A 19063-nucleotide genomic window follows, 5' to 3' on the forward strand; every position below is an offset into this window, starting at 1 on the left:
TTATCTCACTGAAGAGCCGGTTCATTCGACATAGCCGGTGTGTTGTAGGGGGAATAATTTCCACCACCACCGCCACCATTGAACGAATTTAGGAACGCCTGGTTGCTCAGGAGACTGGTCAGGCTGCTGGCACCGCCAACCAGACCACCAGAGAGGGCATTGGCCGAACCCACCGTGCCGGCCGCCTGCGCGTTGCCAGCGCCGATGATGTTGTTGCCAATCGACTGGCCCGTCTGGATCGCCGCGTTGCCCACGCCCGCCGCCGCGTTCTCGCCAAGCGAGGCCGTGTTGTACAGGCGGCTGAAGATGTTGTTGAGGTTCGAATTCCAGGTGTTGAAGTTCGTGTTGTACGAATTCAGCGAATTGTTGAACTCGCTCTGGTACGAGCCGAGAGCTGTCTGCTGGCCGTAATCGGAAAGCGCCTTCAGTGTCGCGCCCGAGTTCACGCCACCCAATGCCGAAGCCTGGCTCGTGATCGCGTTGCCGCCCTGCTGTAGCAGGAAGTTGTACTCGGGATCGCTTGCCGGGTTGTAGTTGAACGAGAAACCCGGATATTGCTGCTGCCCTGGACCGTTGTTGAAGCTCTGCAGCGACGTGAGCGCATTGTTGCCCGTGTTCATATACGGCTGCAGATCGCTCTGCGTCGTATTGAACATCGCCAGTTGAGCGGCCGTGGCATTTCCGGAAGCTGCTGCCTGCGTGTCCGCGGCACTTTGGGACGCATTGGATCCAATGACAGCACTGCCAATGCTGCCTGCCAGCCCTGCTCCTGCTATTGCAGCAGCTACGCACATGGCTCACCTCGCGGAAGGTCTTTGAGTTTGAGTTCCATCACCACGTCGTCGGCTATATAACCGCGTCGCTGGAGAATCTCGTACATCTTTCCGGTCCTCGTGACCGGCCAGCCAATAATGCTGACGCCTCGCCCGCGAAGCGTGTCCTCGATCTGGGACATGAAGCGCGGCATGGAAAGACGATGATCTGGCTGCACATAGAACGTATCGACGTTCCCGCACAATTCGGTCTTCAGATGCAGGCTTCTATAGAGGATCAGCAGCGCATACCCGCGCAAAACATTTCCCTCGTCACGCAGCGTCATTGCGATCAATGAATGGTTCTCGGCCAGATACAGGTACTGGTCAATATCCGGATCAATCGGAAGGCCGCGCTGCCCGTGATAGGCGCAGGTGTCTTTCTTGATCTCCGAACATTCATCCCAGCTTTGCTGGCCAAGCGGAACAATCTCGTCCGCAAGTTCTCGAGTGAAAGATTCGATGGCGATCTTCATGCGACACCTACCTCCCCTTCACCTTCGATTACCAACGCTGTGGCAGCAGAGGCCAGGCCAGTGAGGAAGTCCGCCACATCAAGCCGAACCGCTCCGTACCAGTCGACGTAGTTCCCCGAGTTTCCGTTTGCCGGAATGCTCGTGTTGTTGAACGCAAATTCGGTCCCTGCGGCAGAGGCGCCGCTCGCGCCGATGTAAAGCGAGGCGCTCGCTGCGTTGGCGGATTTATTGACGACGCGAAGATGGCGGATGATCACGTAGGCATTCGAGTTCGTTCCCGAGAGCCCCGCGCCCCCGCTGAGGGTTGGCGGATTGATGAGGTTTGCCGCGGACGTGCCAAGGGCCACCGGACCGAACCGGACCACTTTGTTCGAAGCCATGGGGAATCCTTACTGGGGCATGAGAAACCCTTTGACGTAGACCTTGCCTACGCCAACGGGAATTGCCGAAGTGAATGAGAGCGTCTTGCCGCTTAAGGAAAACTGGTCAGCGCCTTGCCACGCGCTATCGAATGTCACGATCAGGTTGGCCTGCGAGCCATAGCCCTGGGAAAGCGTGAGACTCGTGGTGGTGCCGCCCGTGAAATCGACGCCACTGGCAAAACCGTACGTACCACCGCTACCCTTCTCGTCAAACCAGCCGCCTGGAGAAACCAGGCCGGCGCGCATCATCGGTTCGTCTGCGTCCGCGATATCGAGCACAAGCGCGGGGCCGGGGGCACCCTGCAGGCCTTGAGGACCCATTGGACCCACGGGCCCCGGAATGACTAGCGCATCCCCGTCTCCACTCTCGTCTGAAAAGAGGACTGGCAGACTTTGGGACTGGGAGGAGATTTCGTTCAGGAAATCCCCGGGCGCCGCTCCCGTACGGTTGAACAGCAGCTGCAGCAGATACATGCCGTCCCGGGTGAGACGGCCATTCGCATCAGTGAACGGAGCCGACCAGTTCGGGAAGCCACCCTGAATCGGGTACGTCATGAAGCATCCACGTAGGCGCCAATGATCTGGATCGGTACCGGGTCGATGCCGGAGAGTTCGAAGACGCGGTCATACGTGCCACCGCGCTTTGTCGCGCCCAGGCGCTGGTAGATGATCCGCGGGTTCGTCGCGCCCTGAAGGTTATTGTTGGTCCACATCTCGTTGGACCAGTTGTAGCCCCCATCGTCGGACCACCGCAGCATGTACTGGGGTAAAGCGCCCGGCGGCACATTGATGCCCGTGCCCATGTCGATTTGCAGCGAGTTGAACGTGAGCGGGCTTTCCGAGACCTGATCGGGAGGCAGCGCGCGCCACGTACGCAACCACTTCCGCGTGTTGCCGTTGTCGGTATAGACGTTCCAGTTCAGCGAATAGATGTTGCCGCTCTGGTAATCCCCCACGAGGTGCTGGCCATACGCAAACGCATGACAGTTCGCCTGGTGGCGGCTGAAGACTCCCTGCGAGAAGTACGCTCTCTCGTGCCAGAGTCTCGTGGTGCCGTCATAGCAGAACGTGCGCCCGGCAGTCGGGAAGATGAGCCAGTAAAACCAGTGCTGGTTGGTCTGCTCGACAAAGCCGATCGCATCGCTGATGACGGGCATTGCCTGAATCACTTCGGCGATGAAGTGCGTGGAGATCGGCACGGCCTGATAGACGTTGGAACGGTAGACGATGCCGCTGCCCTGCTCATCACCTCCGAGCCACACCAGACTGTCTCCAATGCGCGCAACCGAGTAGGGAGCTGCGCACCCCACCGGAATCTGCACGCCCTGAAGCCGCTGAAACAAAAATCCATTGAGTCCACCATTGACCCACACTTCAATGACCTTTTGTTTGAACAGCCAGACCTCACGGTGAAGGTCGAACATCGAAACGATTGGGTCGGGCGTCGAATCGGCGCTCGAGAAGTTCAGCGCCTGAATCGTCGAAAGGTCCCCCAGATTCGTCTGGTACCACTGGTTGGTGCCCGTGTAGTTGATGACCGCTACGCCGTCCTGGTAAGCGAGCACCGCGGGCGTCACACCCGGCACGCCAGAAAGTGCGTTGGTGAACGCACCAGTTTTGGTGTTCAGGCAGTAGGCGGCGACTCCATCAACGAGCAGGAGCTGGTTGTTCGTGCCGTTATCGGTCATCTGCGCCGGCCCGCTCGTGCTCGTGCTCAGGCTCCCGCGCGTCGTGCCCGCACCGGACGAATTGACGCTATAGAGTTCGTTCCCGCTGAGCGCGTAAAGCGCGCCATTCGTGGCGGTGTAGAGCGCGCGCAGTGGGCCGCTGCCTACCGAGCCAAATAGCGTGTAGCCGGGCGCGCCGTACATGCCGCCCACGGCCTTCCCGTCCTTCGTATCGACCAGCTCCGGGATCAGGTTGATTGCCCGGTTGTAGGCGATGTCGCGCGTGGGCGCGATGAACTCACCGCCAAAGATGGGGGACTTCACTGCGCGATGCCCGAGAGCTTCTTGATCTGCGCCTTGGCCGCCTGCTTCGCGGCGCGGTGGCGCGTCGGGTTGCGTTTGATCTCGTCAGCGCGAGAGAGCGTGTGCACGTCCATGTGCGGGTCGTGCATCTCGCCCACCATCACGGCGGCCGGCGCTGGCTTGCTTGCGCGATCTTTGGCGTAGCGGTCCATTGCCGTTTTGGGCTTTTCGGCCTTTTTCTCGGCCTTGGGCTTGGCGGCTTCCTTGCGCATTTGCATGGGGCTTTGTTTCTTCATGGCTAACCTCTCGATGAAGACCACGAATCGCTGTAGATGTTGTACGTCCCGTTCGCGCGATCCGGGAACAGCTCCGGATCCATCTGCGCCTTGTTGTTGCGCTTGTTCGCGCGCTTGACCGTTGCGAGCGACGTGCGCGCGTCTTTCTCGATGTAGGGCGGCAGGGGCTTGCCAACAAAGCAGAAGGGCCATAGGCGCGGCGCCAGACAGTCCTGAATCGCAGCCTCATATCCCGGGGGAAGCGAGAAGTTCACGGTGAGCGACGCCATGTCCGCGAGCTGCAGGTACGAGTCGAAGTACATCGTGTAGCCGCTTGAGTTCGGCTGCGGCCACAGGTTGATCAGCCCCAGCGGCATCTGCGGATCGTAGAAAAGCACCGTGGGCAGGTTCGATTGAGTGAGTCCGCTGCGGTTGCCGATCTGGTTCCAGTCCTGGCGCGTGACCACGCTCACCGGGAAGTTGTTGCCGTTCGAGTCCTGCACGTAGGCCGCGCCGGGGCCCTCGATCACGCGAATGGGGCGAGTGGCGTTCACGTCCGCACCACCTGATGTGCCGATGCTGTACTGGGACTTGCCCGTCTGGATGGCGAAGCTCTGCTCGGTGATCGCGAAGCACGCCTGCGGCTCGTTGCTCCACTGGTCGAGCATCATGTTCAGTTGCTGCAACCCAAGCGCCGAGTCAGCGGCCGTCATCGTTTCGGTGGCCGCGTAGTAGCCGATCTTCTGGTACGCAGCGAGGATGAGCGCCTGGGCGGTGGACATTACGCGACCTCAGGATTCTTGCGCGGACGGCCACCCTTGTTGCGCGGCGCTTGCTGTTCTTCCAGCGGTGGCACGTCGGGGTTTGTCGGCGGATCCTCGGGAGGCAAGTCCTCTTCCTCTTCGAGATCTGCGCCAGTCGGAGCAAGCGCCGCTTCAGCGGCATGCATGGGCGTCTCGAACCACTCGCCGCGCAGCGCCTTGTGAGCGGCCTCGTGATTCACGAGCACGCTGCGCACGGCAACCGTATCGGCGCCCACGGAAACCTCGTGCTCGCCGCTCGCGTGCGGCTGGTACAGGTAGCGCGGATACTCGTGGTGCTGGTGACCGGCGGGTTCTTCGTTGTTCGTCATCGCGCGCCGGTACGCTTCCGGGTCCGAGACACCGTTGGGCACGTAGCCGAGTGCCGCGTACTGCTGCTCCTGATCGGCGTTGTTCACGAACACGTCGGGGAACTTCTCGGGCGAGCCGGGCGGGGCCTTGATGATCTTGCCGTTCACGACCTCGTCTTTCGAGAGGACGGCGGCGCGGTGCGCGGGGTGCTTCATAGCCTTGGGGTATTCAGAAAAGGACATGCACTTCTCCTAGTGTGTTTCTTTGACGAACGAAACGATGTGGGCGTCTCGCCAGCCCGTAATCTTCTTGCGCAGAATGGCGAGGTTGGTCTGCTCGCAGAAGTCCTCGAGCGGCTCCTGACGATCCATCGCGGGGCCGATGGGGATCTCGTGGCCCGCGTCGGTGTCCATCACGTGGACCTGAAAGAGGATGACTGGCTTGTCTTGGGTCATGACGTGAGCTCCACGTAGGCGCGCAGCAGCTGCTCGGCGATGTGCTGAATCGAGTAAGCCTCGAACTCATCGCCGGGGTTCTTCTCGCCGATGTACGAGAGGCACTCCTGATAGATGTGCACCGACTCGTGGATGATGGTCGACGCGATGCCGATGCCGTCTTTGCCTTCCATCTTCTTCAGATCGACGCAGACCATCGCGTACGTCATGCCCGTCGTGTCGTTCTCGAAGTAGTGGCAGCACGCATTCGAATCGTTCGGAACGAACGCATCGGCGCCGTTAATCTTCAGGCGCCGGCACTCGCGAAAGTACGCATCTGCGCTCACGAACAGCGCGAGGTGAATGGGCATTGGCATCAGCGGACGCATGCAGCGCTTCATTCCTGCACCCCAAACACCGAGTCACGCTTGATGATCGTGACCTCTTCGCCGTCGATCTCCTCGCGGTGCGCGAGCACGGGCGAGTAGCGGATCGTCTGGCCCGCTTCGATGTCCCACATCGAGTCACGCTCTCCGCTTGGCAGGCGCGCGCCGGGGCCCACAGCGAGCACCACGCCTGTGACGCCCTCTTTCACAAAGCCACCATCAAGCGGGGCTTCGCCCAAAAAAATGCCGCCTTCAGAAACCGTCGGCGGCTTGATCTCCAGGACCGCGATGCGGTCGTTGAGCATTCGTAGAGTCATCTTGTGGATTCCAAAAGACCCGACCGGGAGCGACCCGGCCAGGTGCGGCAGGCTGCGCCGCAGTGGAGAAGACCGGTTACGACTTGAGGATGCCCAGCGTCTTCAGCGCGGCGACGAGGTCGCCAACCGTGTAGGCCGTCGACCCGATCGAGCCGTCATAGGTCGTGTTGACGTATGCAGCGGTCGTCGTGCCGGGCGTGGGCGTATGGACGTTGCCTGCCGGCGCACCGTTCTGTGCGACGGGCGTCGCGCCGAAGAAACCGATCTTGTCGCTCGCCGCAGCGCCGAGTTGCGTGCCCAGCGAGTTCTGGTCGGACAACTGCTTGGGCAAGTCAGTACCAAAAGTCATGATGTGCTCCTGAAAAGCGAAAACCCCGCGCGCGGCGGGGCCTCAAGGTCAATGGACGGTGGGGATCAGTTCGTGAGGCGGACGGCGAGCTCCGGATAGAACGTGGAGACCCCGTACAGGACGTCGACGCGGCACGGCGCCACATCGTTGTTCACGTCGTACGCCCGGATGATGCGCAGGCTGATGCCCTTGTACTCCTGACGCGCCTTGAAATCGACGCCGTCAAAGAGCTCCATCGGGACCGTCACGAGACCGAACGCATCCTTCACGAACGCGAGGTTCTGCGCGTAGGTGGTGTTGGCCGTGCCCTTGACCGTGATCGCCGCGCTGTTGGCCGGCGAGTTGGACACCGTCTGGTAGGCACCCGTGGGCGTGATGGGCGGGTAGATCGAGATCGTGGAGTTGCCCGAGCCGTCCGAGTTCGCCGTGGCCGTCACCACGAAGTTCTGCAGCGCGCCCGTCGACTGACGGTTCTGCGGGTTCACCGCAAACACGCCGGCGATCGTGAACACGTCACCCACGTTCAGGAGGCCCGTGATGCTGGCCGTCCAGCCGTTGGTGACGAGCGAGGAGCCCGTCTGGCTCGCGCCGTTCACCACACCCGAACCGGCGTACGCGCCGACGGTCTGGTTCTGGATGTTCTGGTCGAGGTAGATCTCGAAGTTGCCGATCTTGGCCAGATAGCCCTTCAGAGCCGGCTCGGACACGGACTGCACGTACAGCCCCACGAGACCTGCCGCCAACGACCAGTACGCGGCCGGGTTGAGAATCATCACACGCCCCGCTTGCGGCACGGCGCCCTCGTCCATGCGCTGGCCGACGGGCTGGATACCGGTGGCGAAGCTGTTGGGCAGCGTGCCCGGAGTGCCAACCTCGTTGAACACGCTCGGCCAGTTGCCGATCACGTCGTAGTCGATCTGGTTCGCCAGAGGCTCGACAGCGGGCTTCAGGTAGCGCTCGGAGAACTCCTCGATCACGAGCGTGAGTTCCTGCGAGCTGAACTGGAAGTCCACGTGCTTCTGGTTGCTGATGGTGATGGACGTCGACGGCTCGACCGAGTCCTGAATCTGCAGACCCGGGCCCGAGGTGACCTTGTAGCGGTTCGGCTTGCGCACGGTGAGCGTGGTGCCGATCTTGGCGAACTGGTTTTCGAACTGACGGTTGACCTTGCTGGCCGCGACCAAATTGTTCGAGAGGATCAGCAACGTTTCCTTGCTGATGATGCTCGGCGTGAGCACCTGGTTATTGCTCATGATCTAGTTCCTTGAATCGCGGCCGCAGAAATGCAAAAGCCCCGCTCGGATGGCGGGGCTTTCTTGCTTCAATAGACCGCAGGTTTAGTGGGTTTGTCGCGACGCCGCGTACTCCTCCATCGACATCTCGTCGGCGGACTTGCTTTGCGGCGTGCCCGCGCCGGCCTGATGCTTGATAGGCGGGGGCGTTTTGGAGACTGCGGGCGCCTTGGGAGCGGTGATCTGCGCTTCGAGCTTGCCCATCTCCATCAACTGCAACGCGGGCGCCATCCTGGAGATGCGCTCCGCGACTTCCGGGTGCTGGCCGAGGTGGTAAGCGAGCTTCGGTCCGTTCTCGCTCGAGGTGATGGCAATGGCCATCGTTTGGGACACGTGCACGGCGGGGTTTTCAGCGACTTCGGCGTAGTCGGGCATCTCTTCGAGCGCCTTCGTGCGCCGTCCCTGCCAGGCTTGCGCGTGCGCGGCCGCCGCTTCCCGATTCGACTTCTCGGTCGCTTCGGTCTGGCGGCGCACTTCCGCTTCGCGCAACTGCATCTTCACGGAGCGTTCGGTGACCTTGCGCGTGTACTCAGCCATATCGCGCTGGTACTGCTCGGGGTCGATGAACTCGGGCGGCGTTGGCTCTGCGCCGATGTCATCCGCCGGCGCCGTTTTATCGGCCGGCGCATCCGGCTTCTTGCCGCCGTTTGCACGCTCAAGCGCCTCAAGCGCGCGACGCAGGTTATCGTTCGCCTCGCGCTCGCGCCGCGCCGCCTCGTCACGCTCGCGCGTGATTTTGGAAAAGCGCTTGTTGACGTCATCTTCGGGTTTGGGCTGCGCAGCACCAGAGCCTTCACCTGCACCCTCGCCTGCACCGCCTTCACCCGCGCCCGATGCGCCACCACCCTCACCGCCTTCGTTACCCGCTGCGCCGCTTGCGCCAGCGCCTTCGCCTGCTCCTTGACCACCCTGGTCAGCACCCGTTGCGCCGGTTACTTCCGTGTTCGTCAGCTCGGCACCCTCGCCGCCAGTCGAACCCGCTTCACCTGCGCCTGCTACTGCATTCACATCGCTCATTGCATTGGCTCCAGACAACAGGAAGCTCACCGGGCGTTGCCAACGCTCGGCGCCATGACCTGCTGGGGTTGTCCGCGAAGATCCGTCGCGGTGTCGGTTACTGCGTAAAACTGGGTTGTCCCACTGGGCTCACAGGAAGCGCGGCGGGATTGTTGGGAAAGCTCGGCGCGCCGTCGGCAGCGCCACCGCTCGATGCGGAGTCGGGCAACATGGATTGCGCCTCGATCTCCCGCAGATGGCGCACGTCTTGCGCACCAATGTCGACAAGCTTCGTCTTTGCGTCGGAAAGCACCTTGAGAAGCTTGGCCTCGAAGTCCTTGTTGATCTTGTCCTGCCTGACCGCCCGGTCCGCGCGCTGGTCGGTGAGGTCGCGAAGCATCTGCACCTTCTCGACCGTCATCTGGCGAAGCTGCGTCATGAGCGACTGGATCATCGCCGCGGCCTGCGGCGGCATGTCCTTCATGTCCGGCGCCTGCAGGTTCGGCGGCAGCGCGCGCGTGAGCACGCGATACGCCTCGTCGGCGCCCGGCCAGTCGCTGTACTTGGCGATCAGGTGCGCGATGAGCGCGCCCTGCTGCGGGAGCGCCGCAGCAAAGCGCAAGAGCTGCTCGACCGCCTCGATGCGCTTGGTTGCGTAGCTCGGGCCCGTGGTGACCGTCACGCCATACTCGCCCACCGATGGATCGAAGATAAAGCGCGCGTACGGCTGCTGCGCCTTCTGGTTGCGCATCACCGGCTTGCCCATTTCGGGGTCGAGCGTCACCTGCTCTTCGGTGTCGTCCTCGCGCAGGATCGTCACCACGCGCTTGACGTCGTACACCTTGGGGATCAGGTCCACGAGGATTCGCCCTTCGTGGCGCAGAGAGCGGCAGAAGTTGTCGGTAAAGTGAAACGAGCCGATATCGGTGTTGCGCCGGATCTCGTGCAGCGCCTTGCCCGACTCGTCGTAGATGCGGTCCGCGGCGCTCGCGTTGTAGCGCACGCCGGTGGTTGAAAGCAGATGCTGCTGCGCCGTCTGCTCGGCCTCGACAATGCCCGCCGGCACACCCGCCATCGGCTGGCGCTGGGGCGGGGGTGCGATCGCGCCGCTGGTGGGTGCCTCAACCATCGTGTATTCGAGCACCGCGAGGTTCTGGCGATGCGCGTTGTCCCACTCGTACTCGTGGCCTTCTTTCTGTCCTTCAGCCATCACCCACGGACTCTTGGGCGCAAGCGCAATGAACTCGGTCTTGGCGCTGTTCCAGTAGTTGATCATGCGCTGCGAATCCTTCGCGTTGCGAATGATGCCGCTGCGGATCACCTTGCCGTTCACGTCCAGCTCTTCGCCCACCACCTCGATGATCGGAATCCAGCGTCCGGGCCAGGACTTCGTTTCAAGCACCTCAAGCCCCGTGATGCGCCGGAACACGACCTTTTGCACCTCGGCTTCGCGCTCGTTGAGGATCTCGATCTTGTCTGATTCGATAGCGGCCTTAACGCTCTCGTCCAGATCGTCGTAGAACCCCACGTGACCCGTGGATAGCTGCACGAGGCGCTTCATCTCGTGCTCGAGCGTCCAGTATTCGGCGATGCGCACGTAGTCCTTCTGGATCCACGGCTGGAGCTCGTCGCCAATGCCCTTCTCGGTCCAGCCAAGCGGGTCGGCGTCGGGGTACTTGTCCTTGTACTCGTCGCGCGTAATGAGGTCCGTCTCAAAGCACCAGCCCATGTCCGAGCCATCCGGCTCCTGGCGCTCGGGGTCCGCATACACGCGAAACGGATTGCGGATGCGCTTCACGCGGATGATCTGGTTAAAGCTCTTCGAGCTTTCGTACTCGGTGTCGATGCGCCAGTAACCGAACCCGATATTGACCGCGCTCGTTACCGCGGTGTCGTGCGCAATATCGGCTTCGCTCTTGCGCTGGATATCGCGAATCATCCCCGCAAAAGCTTTCGCGCCGTCCTTGTCGGCCGCTTCGCCCACCGGGCTGATGGCGACCGCCGGCCGGTTCTGGCGAATGTCGTTCGACACCTGATGCACGAGCGTGGGAAGCTCGTTGATCGTCAGGCACGGGCGCTTGTCGTTCGCGCGCTGCTGCTTGATGTCGTCGGGCCACTGCTTGCCGGCGAGAAACTCCAGATCCTCGTTCGCCGCCTTGCGGTTCTCGCTCTCGCGGTCCATCGAGCGCTTGAAGCGCTTGCGCGCGGTTTCGAGGATCTTGCGCTCGTCCTCGCGGCGCTTGCGCGTCTCGGCCGCCTTTTCCTGAGGCGTGAGCGTGCCCTTGGCGTTCCCGGGCGGCTCCATCGTGCCGGCCATGTTCTTCTCGTTGCCCGGGACGTTGGAGGGCATGCCGATGGCGTTCTCAGCCATGCTTGATCAAGCCTTGGTCCTGAAGCCACTTGAACGGGACACAAACCTTGCCGAACTCTTCGACGTAGGGCGCCTGAGGCTTACCGTTATCGTCGTATACGTCCTTCTCGGCTGGTGCGTCGGCGATAAACCGTCCCCACCACTTCCAGCGCAGATCGTCGATGCAGATGTCGTAAGCCAAAACGGCGTACTTCTTTTCGTGCAAAACGGCGAACACGCGCTCATCCTGATACAGACTATTCCTCGATCTAATCTCATCCAATTCATTCTCGAGCTCCGCGCACAGGGCGTAGACCTCGTCGACATGATGGGCCGAAATTCTATCGCTCTGAAGCTGGTCTTCCCACTTTTGCTTCAATGCATCAGTTCTACGCGACATTGATCACTCCCGGTTGCTCTTCAGCATGTCGACCACATCAATCGAGGTTCGATGAAGAAGAGCGGCGCAGTCCTGCTCCTCGCCACCAACATGCTGCACAAGATCAACATGCATGGAGCCGTCGGTGAAACGCACCTGGTCTTTTTCATCGTCAGGAACGAGCAGCAGGATCATCGTGTACTTCGTCATACGCTTACCACTCCCGGTTGCTCGCCCGCGTCGATCGCATCGGCAATCGCTTCGAGCGCGCGCTGGCGATCGAGCTTGTTCTGACGCGACGAGCCCTCCATCGGCAGGATCACGAAGAACTCACCGCCGTGCTTGTCGTACATGGATAGGCGCTCCGCCTGGCACCCATGGATAGGCGACCAGAAACGAAAGGATCTGTATTGCATCGCAATAGAAAATGAAGTGTTTTCCCGGGAAAACTCGAAAGAATTTGCTGCGCTGCGCTATACAGCGAGCCACCCATTGCCACCACCACCCGTCTGGATCGTGGTGCGCTTGAACTCGCGCTTGGGCTTCTCGGCCCGCGTCATGCCCGGGAAGAGTTCCGTCATCGCCCAGATCATCGAGTCCGCTCGGTTCGGCGATGAGCCGCCCGTGTAGCCGGTGGTGGTGAAGGCGCAAAGCTCTTCTTCGAGCTCGGGAAACCTGCCGGCGAAGTTGATCTTGCCTTCGTCGGTGAGCACAGAAATCGGCTCGGCGCGCACGACCTTGCCGCGGCTTGCGGTAACCATCTTGAACGGCACGCCGGGCTTTGCAGCACGCACCACGAACTTGACCATCCCGCCACCAAAGTTCGTCTCGCCAACGATCAGGTCTGCTGCGTGCCGCTCGTAGGCGGCCGTTGCGACCTTGCCCCAGGTAGTCGGCCCCTCGTTGATCGTCAGGTCCTCCAGCACGTAGCCTTCGCCATCGGTGCCGAGGCCACAGACCATGATTCCGATGTCGTCGTGCTCTCCGGGCTCATCATCGTCAGCGCCCGAGGGGTCAATCGCCACAACGATGCGCTGCATCACCGGCACTTCCTCGACGCGGCGCTGCTCGATGCTCTCGATGTTCCACAGCGCGTTGGCCGTGACGCTGCCGTACTGCCCCTCCAGAAAGCGCAGGCGCATGCGCGCGGGCATCTTTTCGAGCGTCTGGATGTATCCCGCGGCGAGGTTCTCCTCGTTGTCGCGCGGGTTCATCTGCAGCTTCGCGTAGTCCTGGCCGTTCACGGGCTGCTTCGAGATAGGATCGAAGTTGCGATGCCAGAGCTGGTACGTCCAGTGCGCCTGAGACGGCGGATTGCAGTCGTAGAGCATCTTCAGGCGCAGGGACTTCTCCACACCACCGACCTTGTGCGTGCACTTCTGCGCCAAACGCGTGATCGCCAACTCGCGCGAGGCCTGTGGAATCTGCGAGCACTCGTTCAGGTAGATGGTGGCGAACTCCATACCGAGAATCTTCTCGGTGCGGTCCTTGTCGTCCAGGCCACCGAGCCAGATCTCCGAGCCGTTGGGGAGCCTGAAAACCCAGTCCTGCTTGTCGAGCTTGTACTCGACCTCAGGAAAGCAGATGCGGAAGACCTTGGGCAGCGTGTCCAGACCGATCGTGGCCTTGCAGGCGTTCAGGCGGAACCGGAAGATCGCGTGGCGTGAGCCGGCGGCGGCGAGTGCCCGAACGACGATGGCGCGGCACGCGATGAACGTCTTGCCGCTGCGGCTCCCGCCCTCGAGCAGGATGTGAAGCGCGTCCGAGCCTATTGTGCGCAGCGCCTCGGACTGCTTGGCCGTCGGCTTATAGGACGCCTTCGTCGTCGCCATTGATCGAGACGTTGATATCGCCGGTGCGCTGGCCTGAATCCAGACCCCATGCCTTGCGCTCGCCGTCCTGGCGAATCTTCAGGGTCTCTGCGGTGATCTTCGCGAGCTTGGCTTTGCCAAAGTCCTGCTCGGCGATCGCGTTCGTCACGAGCTGCTTGTGGTCGTCCCACTCGTCACGGTGCCGCGTGACAACAGCGGCGGTGCGATCAGCGGCCTCATCGAGCGCAGCAGCCTTTTTTTCGGGGCTGCATCCTGCTACTACGCCTGCTACCTTCTCTGCCACTTTGCGCTGAATGACGGGCGTCACATCTTGCGCCCAGCCTTCTGCGGCAATGTGTTTCTGGATAGCACCCCTGCTGCAGCCGTGCTTCTTCGAGAGTGCTACCTGACTGCTACCTGCTTCGTACTCGGCACGGATGGTTTCCCAGTCGAAATCAGCTCGCCGGGACATCTGCCTTTTCTCCGATGGGACGCAGATACTCGACGCTCTTCACCTCGGCAATGCCCGCGTCCGAATAGTGCGGATCGTGCGCGAGCTCGCCTTTGCTGTAGATCACCGCGTGGAGCACGCCTCGCGGGGACATGCCACATGCGAGATAGAACTCAGGCAGATCGGCCACCGGGTGGCCATCCAGACGCACGCGCTCAAGCCCGTGCGCCTTCGCGAGCCATTCATCGATGCGTTCGTACCATTCGCAGCGTCCGAACATATCTTCGAACGGCGGCACCATCCAGAGCGGCAGTTCGAGCAGTGATGCGTAGGCGGCCGCGAGGCAGTTCCCGTTGTGGATCGCATCGGGCGTGTACAGCTTGCTTTGCTTGACGGGTTTCATCACCGCTCCACCGAGTAACCGCCAACCGCCCGGTCAAACCGTTCGCGCCGCTCGATGGTCGACTCCACCGCTTGCGCCATGATCTTGCGGCCCGGCTCGGTCTGGCTGGCCACGATCCATTCATCGAACGTCATGAAGCACGTGTCGCGCTTGTAGAGCGCCCACAGGCGCTCGACTTCGGCCTTCAGGGGCGCGGGCAGGCGCTCGATCTTGAGATGCTGGGTCATAGTTTCGCGAGATCGAGGGTATGGCTGTTCGAAAGCATCAGGCGAAAGCCGTGCCGTTCGCCAAATTCGTCGCGCTCCCGGACAGACTTGCGCCATGCCGAACTCAAGTCATCGGCCGGCTGGCCGGACCGAATGGCCTTGTCCATCGAAGCTGCGGCATCCAGTTCGCACTGGCAAAGCCGCAGCCATTCATCGCGCAGACTCACTTCAGCGCCCCTTTGGTCTTCCGGCCGTCCAGCCCGCACTGGTCGCGCGGCGAGCTCGTCTCGATCGGAATGCGCGAGCGCGTGGGGCGCGCGCCGCTGCCGACCGACGTGTTCTGGCTCATGCTGGAGCCCTTCGCGCCGCCCATCGAGCCCTTGCCCGCGTCATGAATCAGTCCGCCACCTTTCTTGGCCATCACAATCTCCTGGTTTTTGCCCTGGGATCGGGGAGCGCTGGGCGGGCTTTCCAGTGCTCGTATGCTTGTTGCGGGGTTGCGCCAAAAACCGTCCACCCGAGGCCCTGGCAGTACCACTGGCCGCTCCACAGGAACAGGTGCGGCCGAGGCCTCCACGGGTCGCGAAAGCGGCCTCGCCACGGGTTTTGGGTCATTGGCGCTTGAAGAGAAAACGCCCGCGCAACCATTGCTGGAAGGCGGGCGTGAAAATCGGACGAAGGGTCCGACATGGAGACAACTGGAGCGGGCTGCGAGAATCGAACTCGCATGGACGGCTTGGAAGGCCGCAGCCTAGCCATTCGGCCAAGCCCGCAAAAGCAAAAAGCCCCGACAGCTTTCGCGGTCAGGGCTCTAGGGACATTGGTCCAACGTATCGAAAAAGGATCATATGACACGTTTTTGTTGTCGTCAAGCTGTCGCCACGGCGTTCACGTCGATGAGCATCCCCTTTTCCTCAAGCGCGGCGGTGAGCGCTTCCCAACCCTGGTGCTCAAGCGTCCTGAGAAAATCCTTGATCTTCGCGTGCTGGCGCGCCGCGGTGGATTTGGACACTCCCACCTTTTCCGCCACCTCGTCGAGCGTGATCTTCGCGTCGAAGACCTTCTCGGTCGAGGCCAGGCGCAGGCGCCGGTTCGAGAGGTGACCGGAGAGCGCGGGCGCCACGTGGTCGCACAGCTGGCTCGTGGTTTCGCGCCACAGCTCGTTCGCCCGCCAACCACAGCAACACGGAGCCCCGCACTTGCAAGGAAGGCGGTGTACCGTGCAACGGGCGATGAGCGCGAGCGCCTGAAAGTACGGCAACTGCGTAATCTCGGCCCACAACATCCCGGCCTGTCCCGCGCCATCCAGACCCTTCAGGCCACGCCCCGAGCCGGCGTTGGTGCGTTTGAGAAACGCTGCCATCGGCGATAGCGCATACTGCTGGTCGCTGTAGTTAAGCGCAAACACCATCGCCTCGCGCGCGCTTCTCATGATTCCCGGGTGCTTCACCGTCGGTTTTTGATCCTTCTTTCTCACTTGGTGCTCCCGTCTTCGAAAAGTTCACATCTGCGCGTCTTCTCGACGCTCAACTCCGCTTTCCTCTTTCGCTTGTGGCACGCCACGGCCGTCGTGTTGAACAGCCTGTCGGTCTTCAGGTAGGCGCAGCCGGCGCATGTTCTCGATTCGCGTTTCAGGAGGATGCGCAGCGGGTCGCCCTTTTCCCATCTCGGCTCATCGGTGAGGCTTTTCGGGATGCGGGCCATGCTCAAAACCCGTTCGTGAATTCGACCGCATGTTCCTGCGCGGCGTTGCTCTGCACGCGCGTCACGTACTCGGCGAACTCTTTCTGGCCCATCTCCGAGGTGGATTTACGCCGCGTCGCAATTTCCCCGGTGGGCAGCACGAACTCGACCTTAGGGCAGTACAGGCCCGCGTAGTACTCGTGCCACGTGTCGGCGTCGAACTGGCGATCGTTCACCCACGCCTGCTCGGCGATCGAGCGCAGCACATAGCCCCAATAGTGCGCGTTAGCCTCTACACTGCGTCGCCGCTCTTCAGTCGTGAAGATCACGCGCAGCGGCGTACCCCGCTCGATGTATGCCTTCGCGTGCTCGCGCACGAGCTCTTTCACGAGCTGCCAGACGGCGGGCCCGGAGAGAACGAATTCTTTGTAGAGGCGTGCGCTCATCCGTGCGCTCATCGGCTCGTCTTAATCATTGCCAGAGCTATGTCGCGCAGCGCTCGCGTCTCTTCGATAGTCGGCTTTCGTGAAGCCGGATAGATCATCTCCTTTTCCTTGGCGACATAGACCTGTGACGTGCTGCGCGTATCGGAATACTGAACCAGTCCCAATAGAGTCGGACGGGAAGAGGCGATCAGAGTATGAATCTCTGAAACGTCAACCCAGTATTCACTTCCAACCTCATGAATTTCCTTGTCCACAACGCGCAGGCCGGTATCGCTCTCAAACTCGCACGCGCGAATCTCCGGCACGTAACGAGAGCGATGCCAGTAGTTTCCTTCGCACTCTTCGAATCGAAGGTGGTAGATACATCCCGAAAGCACAGTGCTTTCGAAGGCGTATCGGTGCGTATGCGGCGTGACGAGAAACTCCCCCGGCGTTCGCGGAATTGTCTCTGGATCGATGAAGTACAGCTTCACCGTCATCTTGTCTGAGCGATGCAGGCACAGGTAATCGAGACCGTTCACATGGTGGTTGCGCACAGAGTGAAGCCGCATTTCAACAGGATCGAGTTCGAGCAGGAGAGTTTCGAAGTTTCGTGAGTTCATAGCTCAATACCCTTTGTGCGGTTCGCGTTTGGCTTGCTCGGCTGCTTTCTCGCGCTCCACGCGCCAGCGCCCCTCCCGAGCAGTTTCCTTGCGCGGCTCGGGTTTCTTCTCGGACTGCTCGCGAATGGCGCGTGACTGTTCTCGCAGAGTGTCGGCGGTTGAGTTCACGCTGCCTTCCTCCGATCTTCCAGTGACTCACCGGTCATGTCTTGCTTGAATACGCGTCCAGTGGGGCCGGTTGGCTCATGCACCCTGCCATTCAACTGCTTCACGATGCCGTCGAACGGATTTCGTCTTGCGGACCAGATTTCCCATCGGGTTCGATCCTTCCTGCGCTTTTCATCGAGAGATTGACGCGCTGGCTTCGGTGCATCCGGAAGGTCGCCTATCGACCACCGTTCGATCTTGTGACCAAGGTGGACGCGCCACGATGACACATAAAGCCCCTTTCCATGATGGCGACGAATGAGTCTGGAAAGATGGTCTTGATTGAATCCGGTTTTCTCGGCCAACTCAGCGATCGTCTGGCCGGGATTCTTTTCAAGCTCAAGCAGCGCGATCGAGATCGCGACGGACGTATTGCCGCGCTTCTTGATCCCGTTTCCGACTGATGAAACCATGTACTTGATGCCGTAGAAGGGGCGACCCGGCAACAGGTGAGCCAGTTCCTTAACGGTTTTGTCGCTCTCGTGAATCATCTTCGCTATCGCGAGTTCTTCTTCAGTCCACTTCGGTGCGCCCATCGTTTCCTCTCCATGTTTCCGGTTCCCCGGGGTCTTACGCGCAACCTCCGCCGCCCCAGATCGTCACGCGCCGGGTTATGCGTTGCCCTTCGCTGCTTCTAGGGCTTCTGTCTTTGCCGCTTGGCCTTTCTGGTACGGCATCCACTCGGCGTATGGTCCGTTCGTCATAACGCTTTCATCGCCTTGATGCAGGAAGACCGAGGTCGCGGCGTATTGCTTTCCATCCTGATCGAACACGGAGAGGTTCACGAGCGTGTCGCTCCACACGTACGTCACAATCGCGGCCAGCGGTTGCGTCTTGTCGTGCTGGACCAAATGCGGATAGCTCTGTTCCGGATGAAACCAGACGATGCGGCCAATGGTGGGTTTGATCACGAGATGCTCCTATGCGAAAGCGTCTTCAGGACGCTCGGTTGAAAAATCGACCTATTTCTTTTCTGCCAACTCACAAATTTTGAAGATGATCGACACGAGAATTCCCGCAGGCATATAGATCCAGTAAAGCAACCACATCACATCCGTGGCGTGCATCATGGCGAGCATCTTGTAAACAAGGACGTACCAGATAGGCATCGAAACACACAGACCTACAATTGCAGCGAATGCCTTGAATGCTTTCACGCTTCCTCCAGTTCGATAGTTTCTTTCTTGAGCCGCCTAATTTCGGCACGGTTTAATGCCTTCATCTCCGAGGTCACGCAAAAGCATCCTCGGAATCGCAGGTTGAAAAATCGAATCCATCCTGTTGTGCCTGCAACGGCTCGATCAGGATCTCGGTGCGAGGGTTGTTTCGGTCGATGGCGTGAAAGATGTGCTTCTCGCGCACCTGACGATCGTTTTGGTAGATGCCCTTCTGCACGAGTTCTCGCCGCTTCGTCTCTCCCTTGCCCACCGTCTTGTACCGGTCCTGCAGCACGTCCAGCACCACCGACTCGTCAAGGTCGGGCCGCTCGCTCGCGTAGAAGATGCGCAGCGTCACGCACACAGGGCCACGCAACTGAAGGCGAAACTTCGGCGGAATTTGTTTCAGCGCGTTCGCTTCGTAGTTGCGTGCCTTCTCGCTTTTGATGCTCGACGGACGACCGTTGATCGTGACGATCTTGCGGCTATTAGCCTTTGAAGCGGCTTCACCGAGGATCACGAAGGCG

Annotated in this window: 33 protein-coding genes and 1 tRNA gene; all 34 read right to left on the reverse strand. The window is 61.0% G+C overall.

Going from position 1 to position 19063, the window contains the following annotated elements:
* Window positions 1-5 precede the first annotated feature (5 nt).
* Window positions 6-656: a DNA transfer protein p32 gene (locus EYW47_RS00335; protein WP_133192905.1), complete on the reverse strand. Its 651-nt coding sequence runs from the start codon at window positions 654-656 to the stop codon at window positions 6-8.
* Between the two features lie 128 nt (window positions 657-784).
* On the reverse strand, window positions 785-1288 hold the full coding sequence (locus tag EYW47_RS00340; protein WP_133192906.1) for a hypothetical protein: 504 nt from the start codon (window positions 1286-1288) through the stop codon (window positions 785-787).
* Window positions 1285-1668, reverse strand: a complete 384-nt coding sequence (locus EYW47_RS00345) for a hypothetical protein (protein ID WP_133192907.1) — start codon at window positions 1666-1668, stop codon at window positions 1285-1287. The genes EYW47_RS00340 and EYW47_RS00345 overlap by 4 nt, the downstream gene beginning before the upstream one ends.
* 9 nt (window positions 1669-1677) lie before the next feature.
* A complete protein-coding gene (locus tag EYW47_RS00350) occupies window positions 1678-2265 on the reverse strand; it encodes a hypothetical protein (RefSeq protein ID WP_133192908.1) in 588 nt (195 codons plus the stop codon).
* Window positions 2262-3701, reverse strand: coding sequence for a packaged DNA stabilization protein (locus tag EYW47_RS00355; protein WP_133192909.1), 1440 nt, complete (start codon window positions 3699-3701; stop codon window positions 2262-2264). Before EYW47_RS00355 ends, EYW47_RS00350 begins: the two co-directional genes overlap by 4 nt.
* A complete protein-coding gene (locus tag EYW47_RS00360) occupies window positions 3698-3976 on the reverse strand; it encodes a hypothetical protein (RefSeq protein ID WP_133192910.1) in 279 nt (92 codons plus the stop codon). Before EYW47_RS00360 ends, EYW47_RS00355 begins: the two co-directional genes overlap by 4 nt.
* Window positions 3977-3978: 2 nt before the next feature.
* A complete protein-coding gene (locus EYW47_RS00365) occupies window positions 3979-4737 on the reverse strand; it encodes a hypothetical protein (RefSeq protein WP_133192911.1) in 759 nt (252 codons plus the stop codon).
* The gene (locus tag EYW47_RS00370; protein ID WP_133192912.1) at window positions 4737-5309 is read right to left on the reverse strand and encodes a hypothetical protein; all 573 of its coding nucleotides are present in this window, start codon (window positions 5307-5309) and stop codon (window positions 4737-4739) included. Before EYW47_RS00370 ends, EYW47_RS00365 begins: the two co-directional genes overlap by 1 nt.
* 9 nt (window positions 5310-5318) lie before the next feature.
* Window positions 5319-5522: a hypothetical protein gene (locus EYW47_RS00375; protein ID WP_133192913.1), complete on the reverse strand. Its 204-nt coding sequence runs from the start codon at window positions 5520-5522 to the stop codon at window positions 5319-5321.
* A complete protein-coding gene (locus EYW47_RS00380; RefSeq protein ID WP_133192914.1) occupies window positions 5519-5890 on the reverse strand; it encodes a hypothetical protein in 372 nt (123 codons plus the stop codon). Before EYW47_RS00380 ends, EYW47_RS00375 begins: the two co-directional genes overlap by 4 nt.
* An 8-nt stretch (window positions 5891-5898) precedes the next feature.
* Entirely contained in the window at window positions 5899-6192 is a 294-nt protein-coding gene (locus tag EYW47_RS00385; RefSeq protein ID WP_165976454.1) for a hypothetical protein, read from the reverse strand.
* Window positions 6193-6280: 88 nt separating this feature from the next.
* Window positions 6281-6553: a hypothetical protein gene (locus tag EYW47_RS00390; protein WP_133192916.1), complete on the reverse strand. Its 273-nt coding sequence runs from the start codon at window positions 6551-6553 to the stop codon at window positions 6281-6283.
* A gap of 65 nt (window positions 6554-6618) precedes the next feature.
* On the reverse strand, window positions 6619-7806 hold the full coding sequence (locus EYW47_RS00395) for a P22 phage major capsid protein family protein (protein ID WP_133192917.1): 1188 nt from the start codon (window positions 7804-7806) through the stop codon (window positions 6619-6621).
* An 84-nt stretch (window positions 7807-7890) separates the two neighbouring features.
* Window positions 7891-8862, reverse strand: a complete 972-nt coding sequence (locus EYW47_RS00400; RefSeq protein WP_133192918.1) for a hypothetical protein — start codon at window positions 8860-8862, stop codon at window positions 7891-7893.
* A 97-nt stretch (window positions 8863-8959) separates the two neighbouring features.
* Entirely contained in the window at window positions 8960-11212 is a 2253-nt protein-coding gene (locus tag EYW47_RS00405; protein WP_133192919.1) for a portal protein, read from the reverse strand.
* Window positions 11205-11591, reverse strand: coding sequence for a hypothetical protein (locus EYW47_RS00410; RefSeq protein WP_133192920.1), 387 nt, complete (start codon window positions 11589-11591; stop codon window positions 11205-11207). The genes EYW47_RS00405 and EYW47_RS00410 overlap by 8 nt, the downstream gene beginning before the upstream one ends.
* Before the next feature lie 3 nt (window positions 11592-11594).
* The gene (locus EYW47_RS00415) at window positions 11595-11780 is read right to left on the reverse strand and encodes a hypothetical protein (protein WP_133192921.1); all 186 of its coding nucleotides are present in this window, start codon (window positions 11778-11780) and stop codon (window positions 11595-11597) included.
* Entirely contained in the window at window positions 11777-11923 is a 147-nt protein-coding gene (locus EYW47_RS40660) for a hypothetical protein (RefSeq protein ID WP_165976455.1), read from the reverse strand. Before EYW47_RS40660 ends, EYW47_RS00415 begins: the two co-directional genes overlap by 4 nt.
* 120 nt (window positions 11924-12043) lie before the next feature.
* Complete coding sequence (locus EYW47_RS00420) at window positions 12044-13402, reverse strand: phage terminase large subunit (RefSeq protein ID WP_133192922.1); 1359 nt, start codon at window positions 13400-13402, stop codon at window positions 12044-12046.
* The gene (locus tag EYW47_RS00425) at window positions 13377-13853 is read right to left on the reverse strand and encodes a hypothetical protein (RefSeq protein ID WP_133192923.1); all 477 of its coding nucleotides are present in this window, start codon (window positions 13851-13853) and stop codon (window positions 13377-13379) included. The genes EYW47_RS00420 and EYW47_RS00425 overlap by 26 nt, the downstream gene beginning before the upstream one ends.
* On the reverse strand, window positions 13837-14235 hold the full coding sequence (locus EYW47_RS00430) for a hypothetical protein (RefSeq protein ID WP_133192924.1): 399 nt from the start codon (window positions 14233-14235) through the stop codon (window positions 13837-13839). Before EYW47_RS00430 ends, EYW47_RS00425 begins: the two co-directional genes overlap by 17 nt.
* Complete coding sequence (locus EYW47_RS00435; protein WP_133192925.1) at window positions 14235-14462, reverse strand: hypothetical protein; 228 nt, start codon at window positions 14460-14462, stop codon at window positions 14235-14237. Before EYW47_RS00435 ends, EYW47_RS00430 begins: the two co-directional genes overlap by 1 nt.
* The gene (locus EYW47_RS00440) at window positions 14459-14668 is read right to left on the reverse strand and encodes a hypothetical protein (protein ID WP_133192926.1); all 210 of its coding nucleotides are present in this window, start codon (window positions 14666-14668) and stop codon (window positions 14459-14461) included. The genes EYW47_RS00435 and EYW47_RS00440 overlap by 4 nt, the downstream gene beginning before the upstream one ends.
* Window positions 14665-14862: a hypothetical protein gene (locus EYW47_RS00445; RefSeq protein ID WP_133192927.1), complete on the reverse strand. Its 198-nt coding sequence runs from the start codon at window positions 14860-14862 to the stop codon at window positions 14665-14667. Before EYW47_RS00445 ends, EYW47_RS00440 begins: the two co-directional genes overlap by 4 nt.
* Before the next feature lie 278 nt (window positions 14863-15140).
* Window positions 15141-15214, reverse strand: a tRNA-Gly gene (locus EYW47_RS00450).
* Between the two features lie 95 nt (window positions 15215-15309).
* The gene (locus tag EYW47_RS00455) at window positions 15310-15918 is read right to left on the reverse strand and encodes a hypothetical protein (protein WP_133192928.1); all 609 of its coding nucleotides are present in this window, start codon (window positions 15916-15918) and stop codon (window positions 15310-15312) included.
* A complete protein-coding gene (locus EYW47_RS00460; protein WP_133192929.1) occupies window positions 15915-16145 on the reverse strand; it encodes a hypothetical protein in 231 nt (76 codons plus the stop codon). The genes EYW47_RS00455 and EYW47_RS00460 overlap by 4 nt, the downstream gene beginning before the upstream one ends.
* 2 nt (window positions 16146-16147) lie before the next feature.
* The gene (locus EYW47_RS00465) at window positions 16148-16570 is read right to left on the reverse strand and encodes a recombination protein NinB (protein ID WP_133192930.1); all 423 of its coding nucleotides are present in this window, start codon (window positions 16568-16570) and stop codon (window positions 16148-16150) included.
* Window positions 16571-16578: 8 nt separating this feature from the next.
* Window positions 16579-17172 carry a hypothetical protein gene (locus EYW47_RS00470; RefSeq protein WP_133192931.1) on the reverse strand — a complete coding sequence of 198 codons (594 nt, stop codon included), beginning with the start codon at window positions 17170-17172 and terminating at the stop codon, window positions 16579-16581.
* 3 nt (window positions 17173-17175) lie between these two features.
* Window positions 17176-17340: a hypothetical protein gene (locus EYW47_RS40665; protein WP_165976456.1), complete on the reverse strand. Its 165-nt coding sequence runs from the start codon at window positions 17338-17340 to the stop codon at window positions 17176-17178.
* Entirely contained in the window at window positions 17337-17915 is a 579-nt protein-coding gene (locus EYW47_RS00475) for a MarR family transcriptional regulator (protein WP_133192932.1), read from the reverse strand. The genes EYW47_RS40665 and EYW47_RS00475 overlap by 4 nt, the downstream gene beginning before the upstream one ends.
* 75 nt (window positions 17916-17990) lie before the next feature.
* Window positions 17991-18290: a hypothetical protein gene (locus tag EYW47_RS00480; RefSeq protein ID WP_133192933.1), complete on the reverse strand. Its 300-nt coding sequence runs from the start codon at window positions 18288-18290 to the stop codon at window positions 17991-17993.
* 51 nt (window positions 18291-18341) lie between these two features.
* Window positions 18342-18536: a hypothetical protein gene (locus tag EYW47_RS00485; protein WP_133192934.1), complete on the reverse strand. Its 195-nt coding sequence runs from the start codon at window positions 18534-18536 to the stop codon at window positions 18342-18344.
* Between the two features lie 73 nt (window positions 18537-18609).
* Complete coding sequence (locus tag EYW47_RS00490) at window positions 18610-19056, reverse strand: RusA family crossover junction endodeoxyribonuclease (RefSeq protein WP_240763472.1); 447 nt, start codon at window positions 19054-19056, stop codon at window positions 18610-18612.
* Between the last annotated feature and the right edge of the window lie 7 nt (window positions 19057-19063).

The organism is Paraburkholderia silviterrae (assembly GCF_004353915.1).
GTDB lineage: Bacteria > Pseudomonadota > Gammaproteobacteria > Burkholderiales > Burkholderiaceae > Paraburkholderia > Paraburkholderia silviterrae.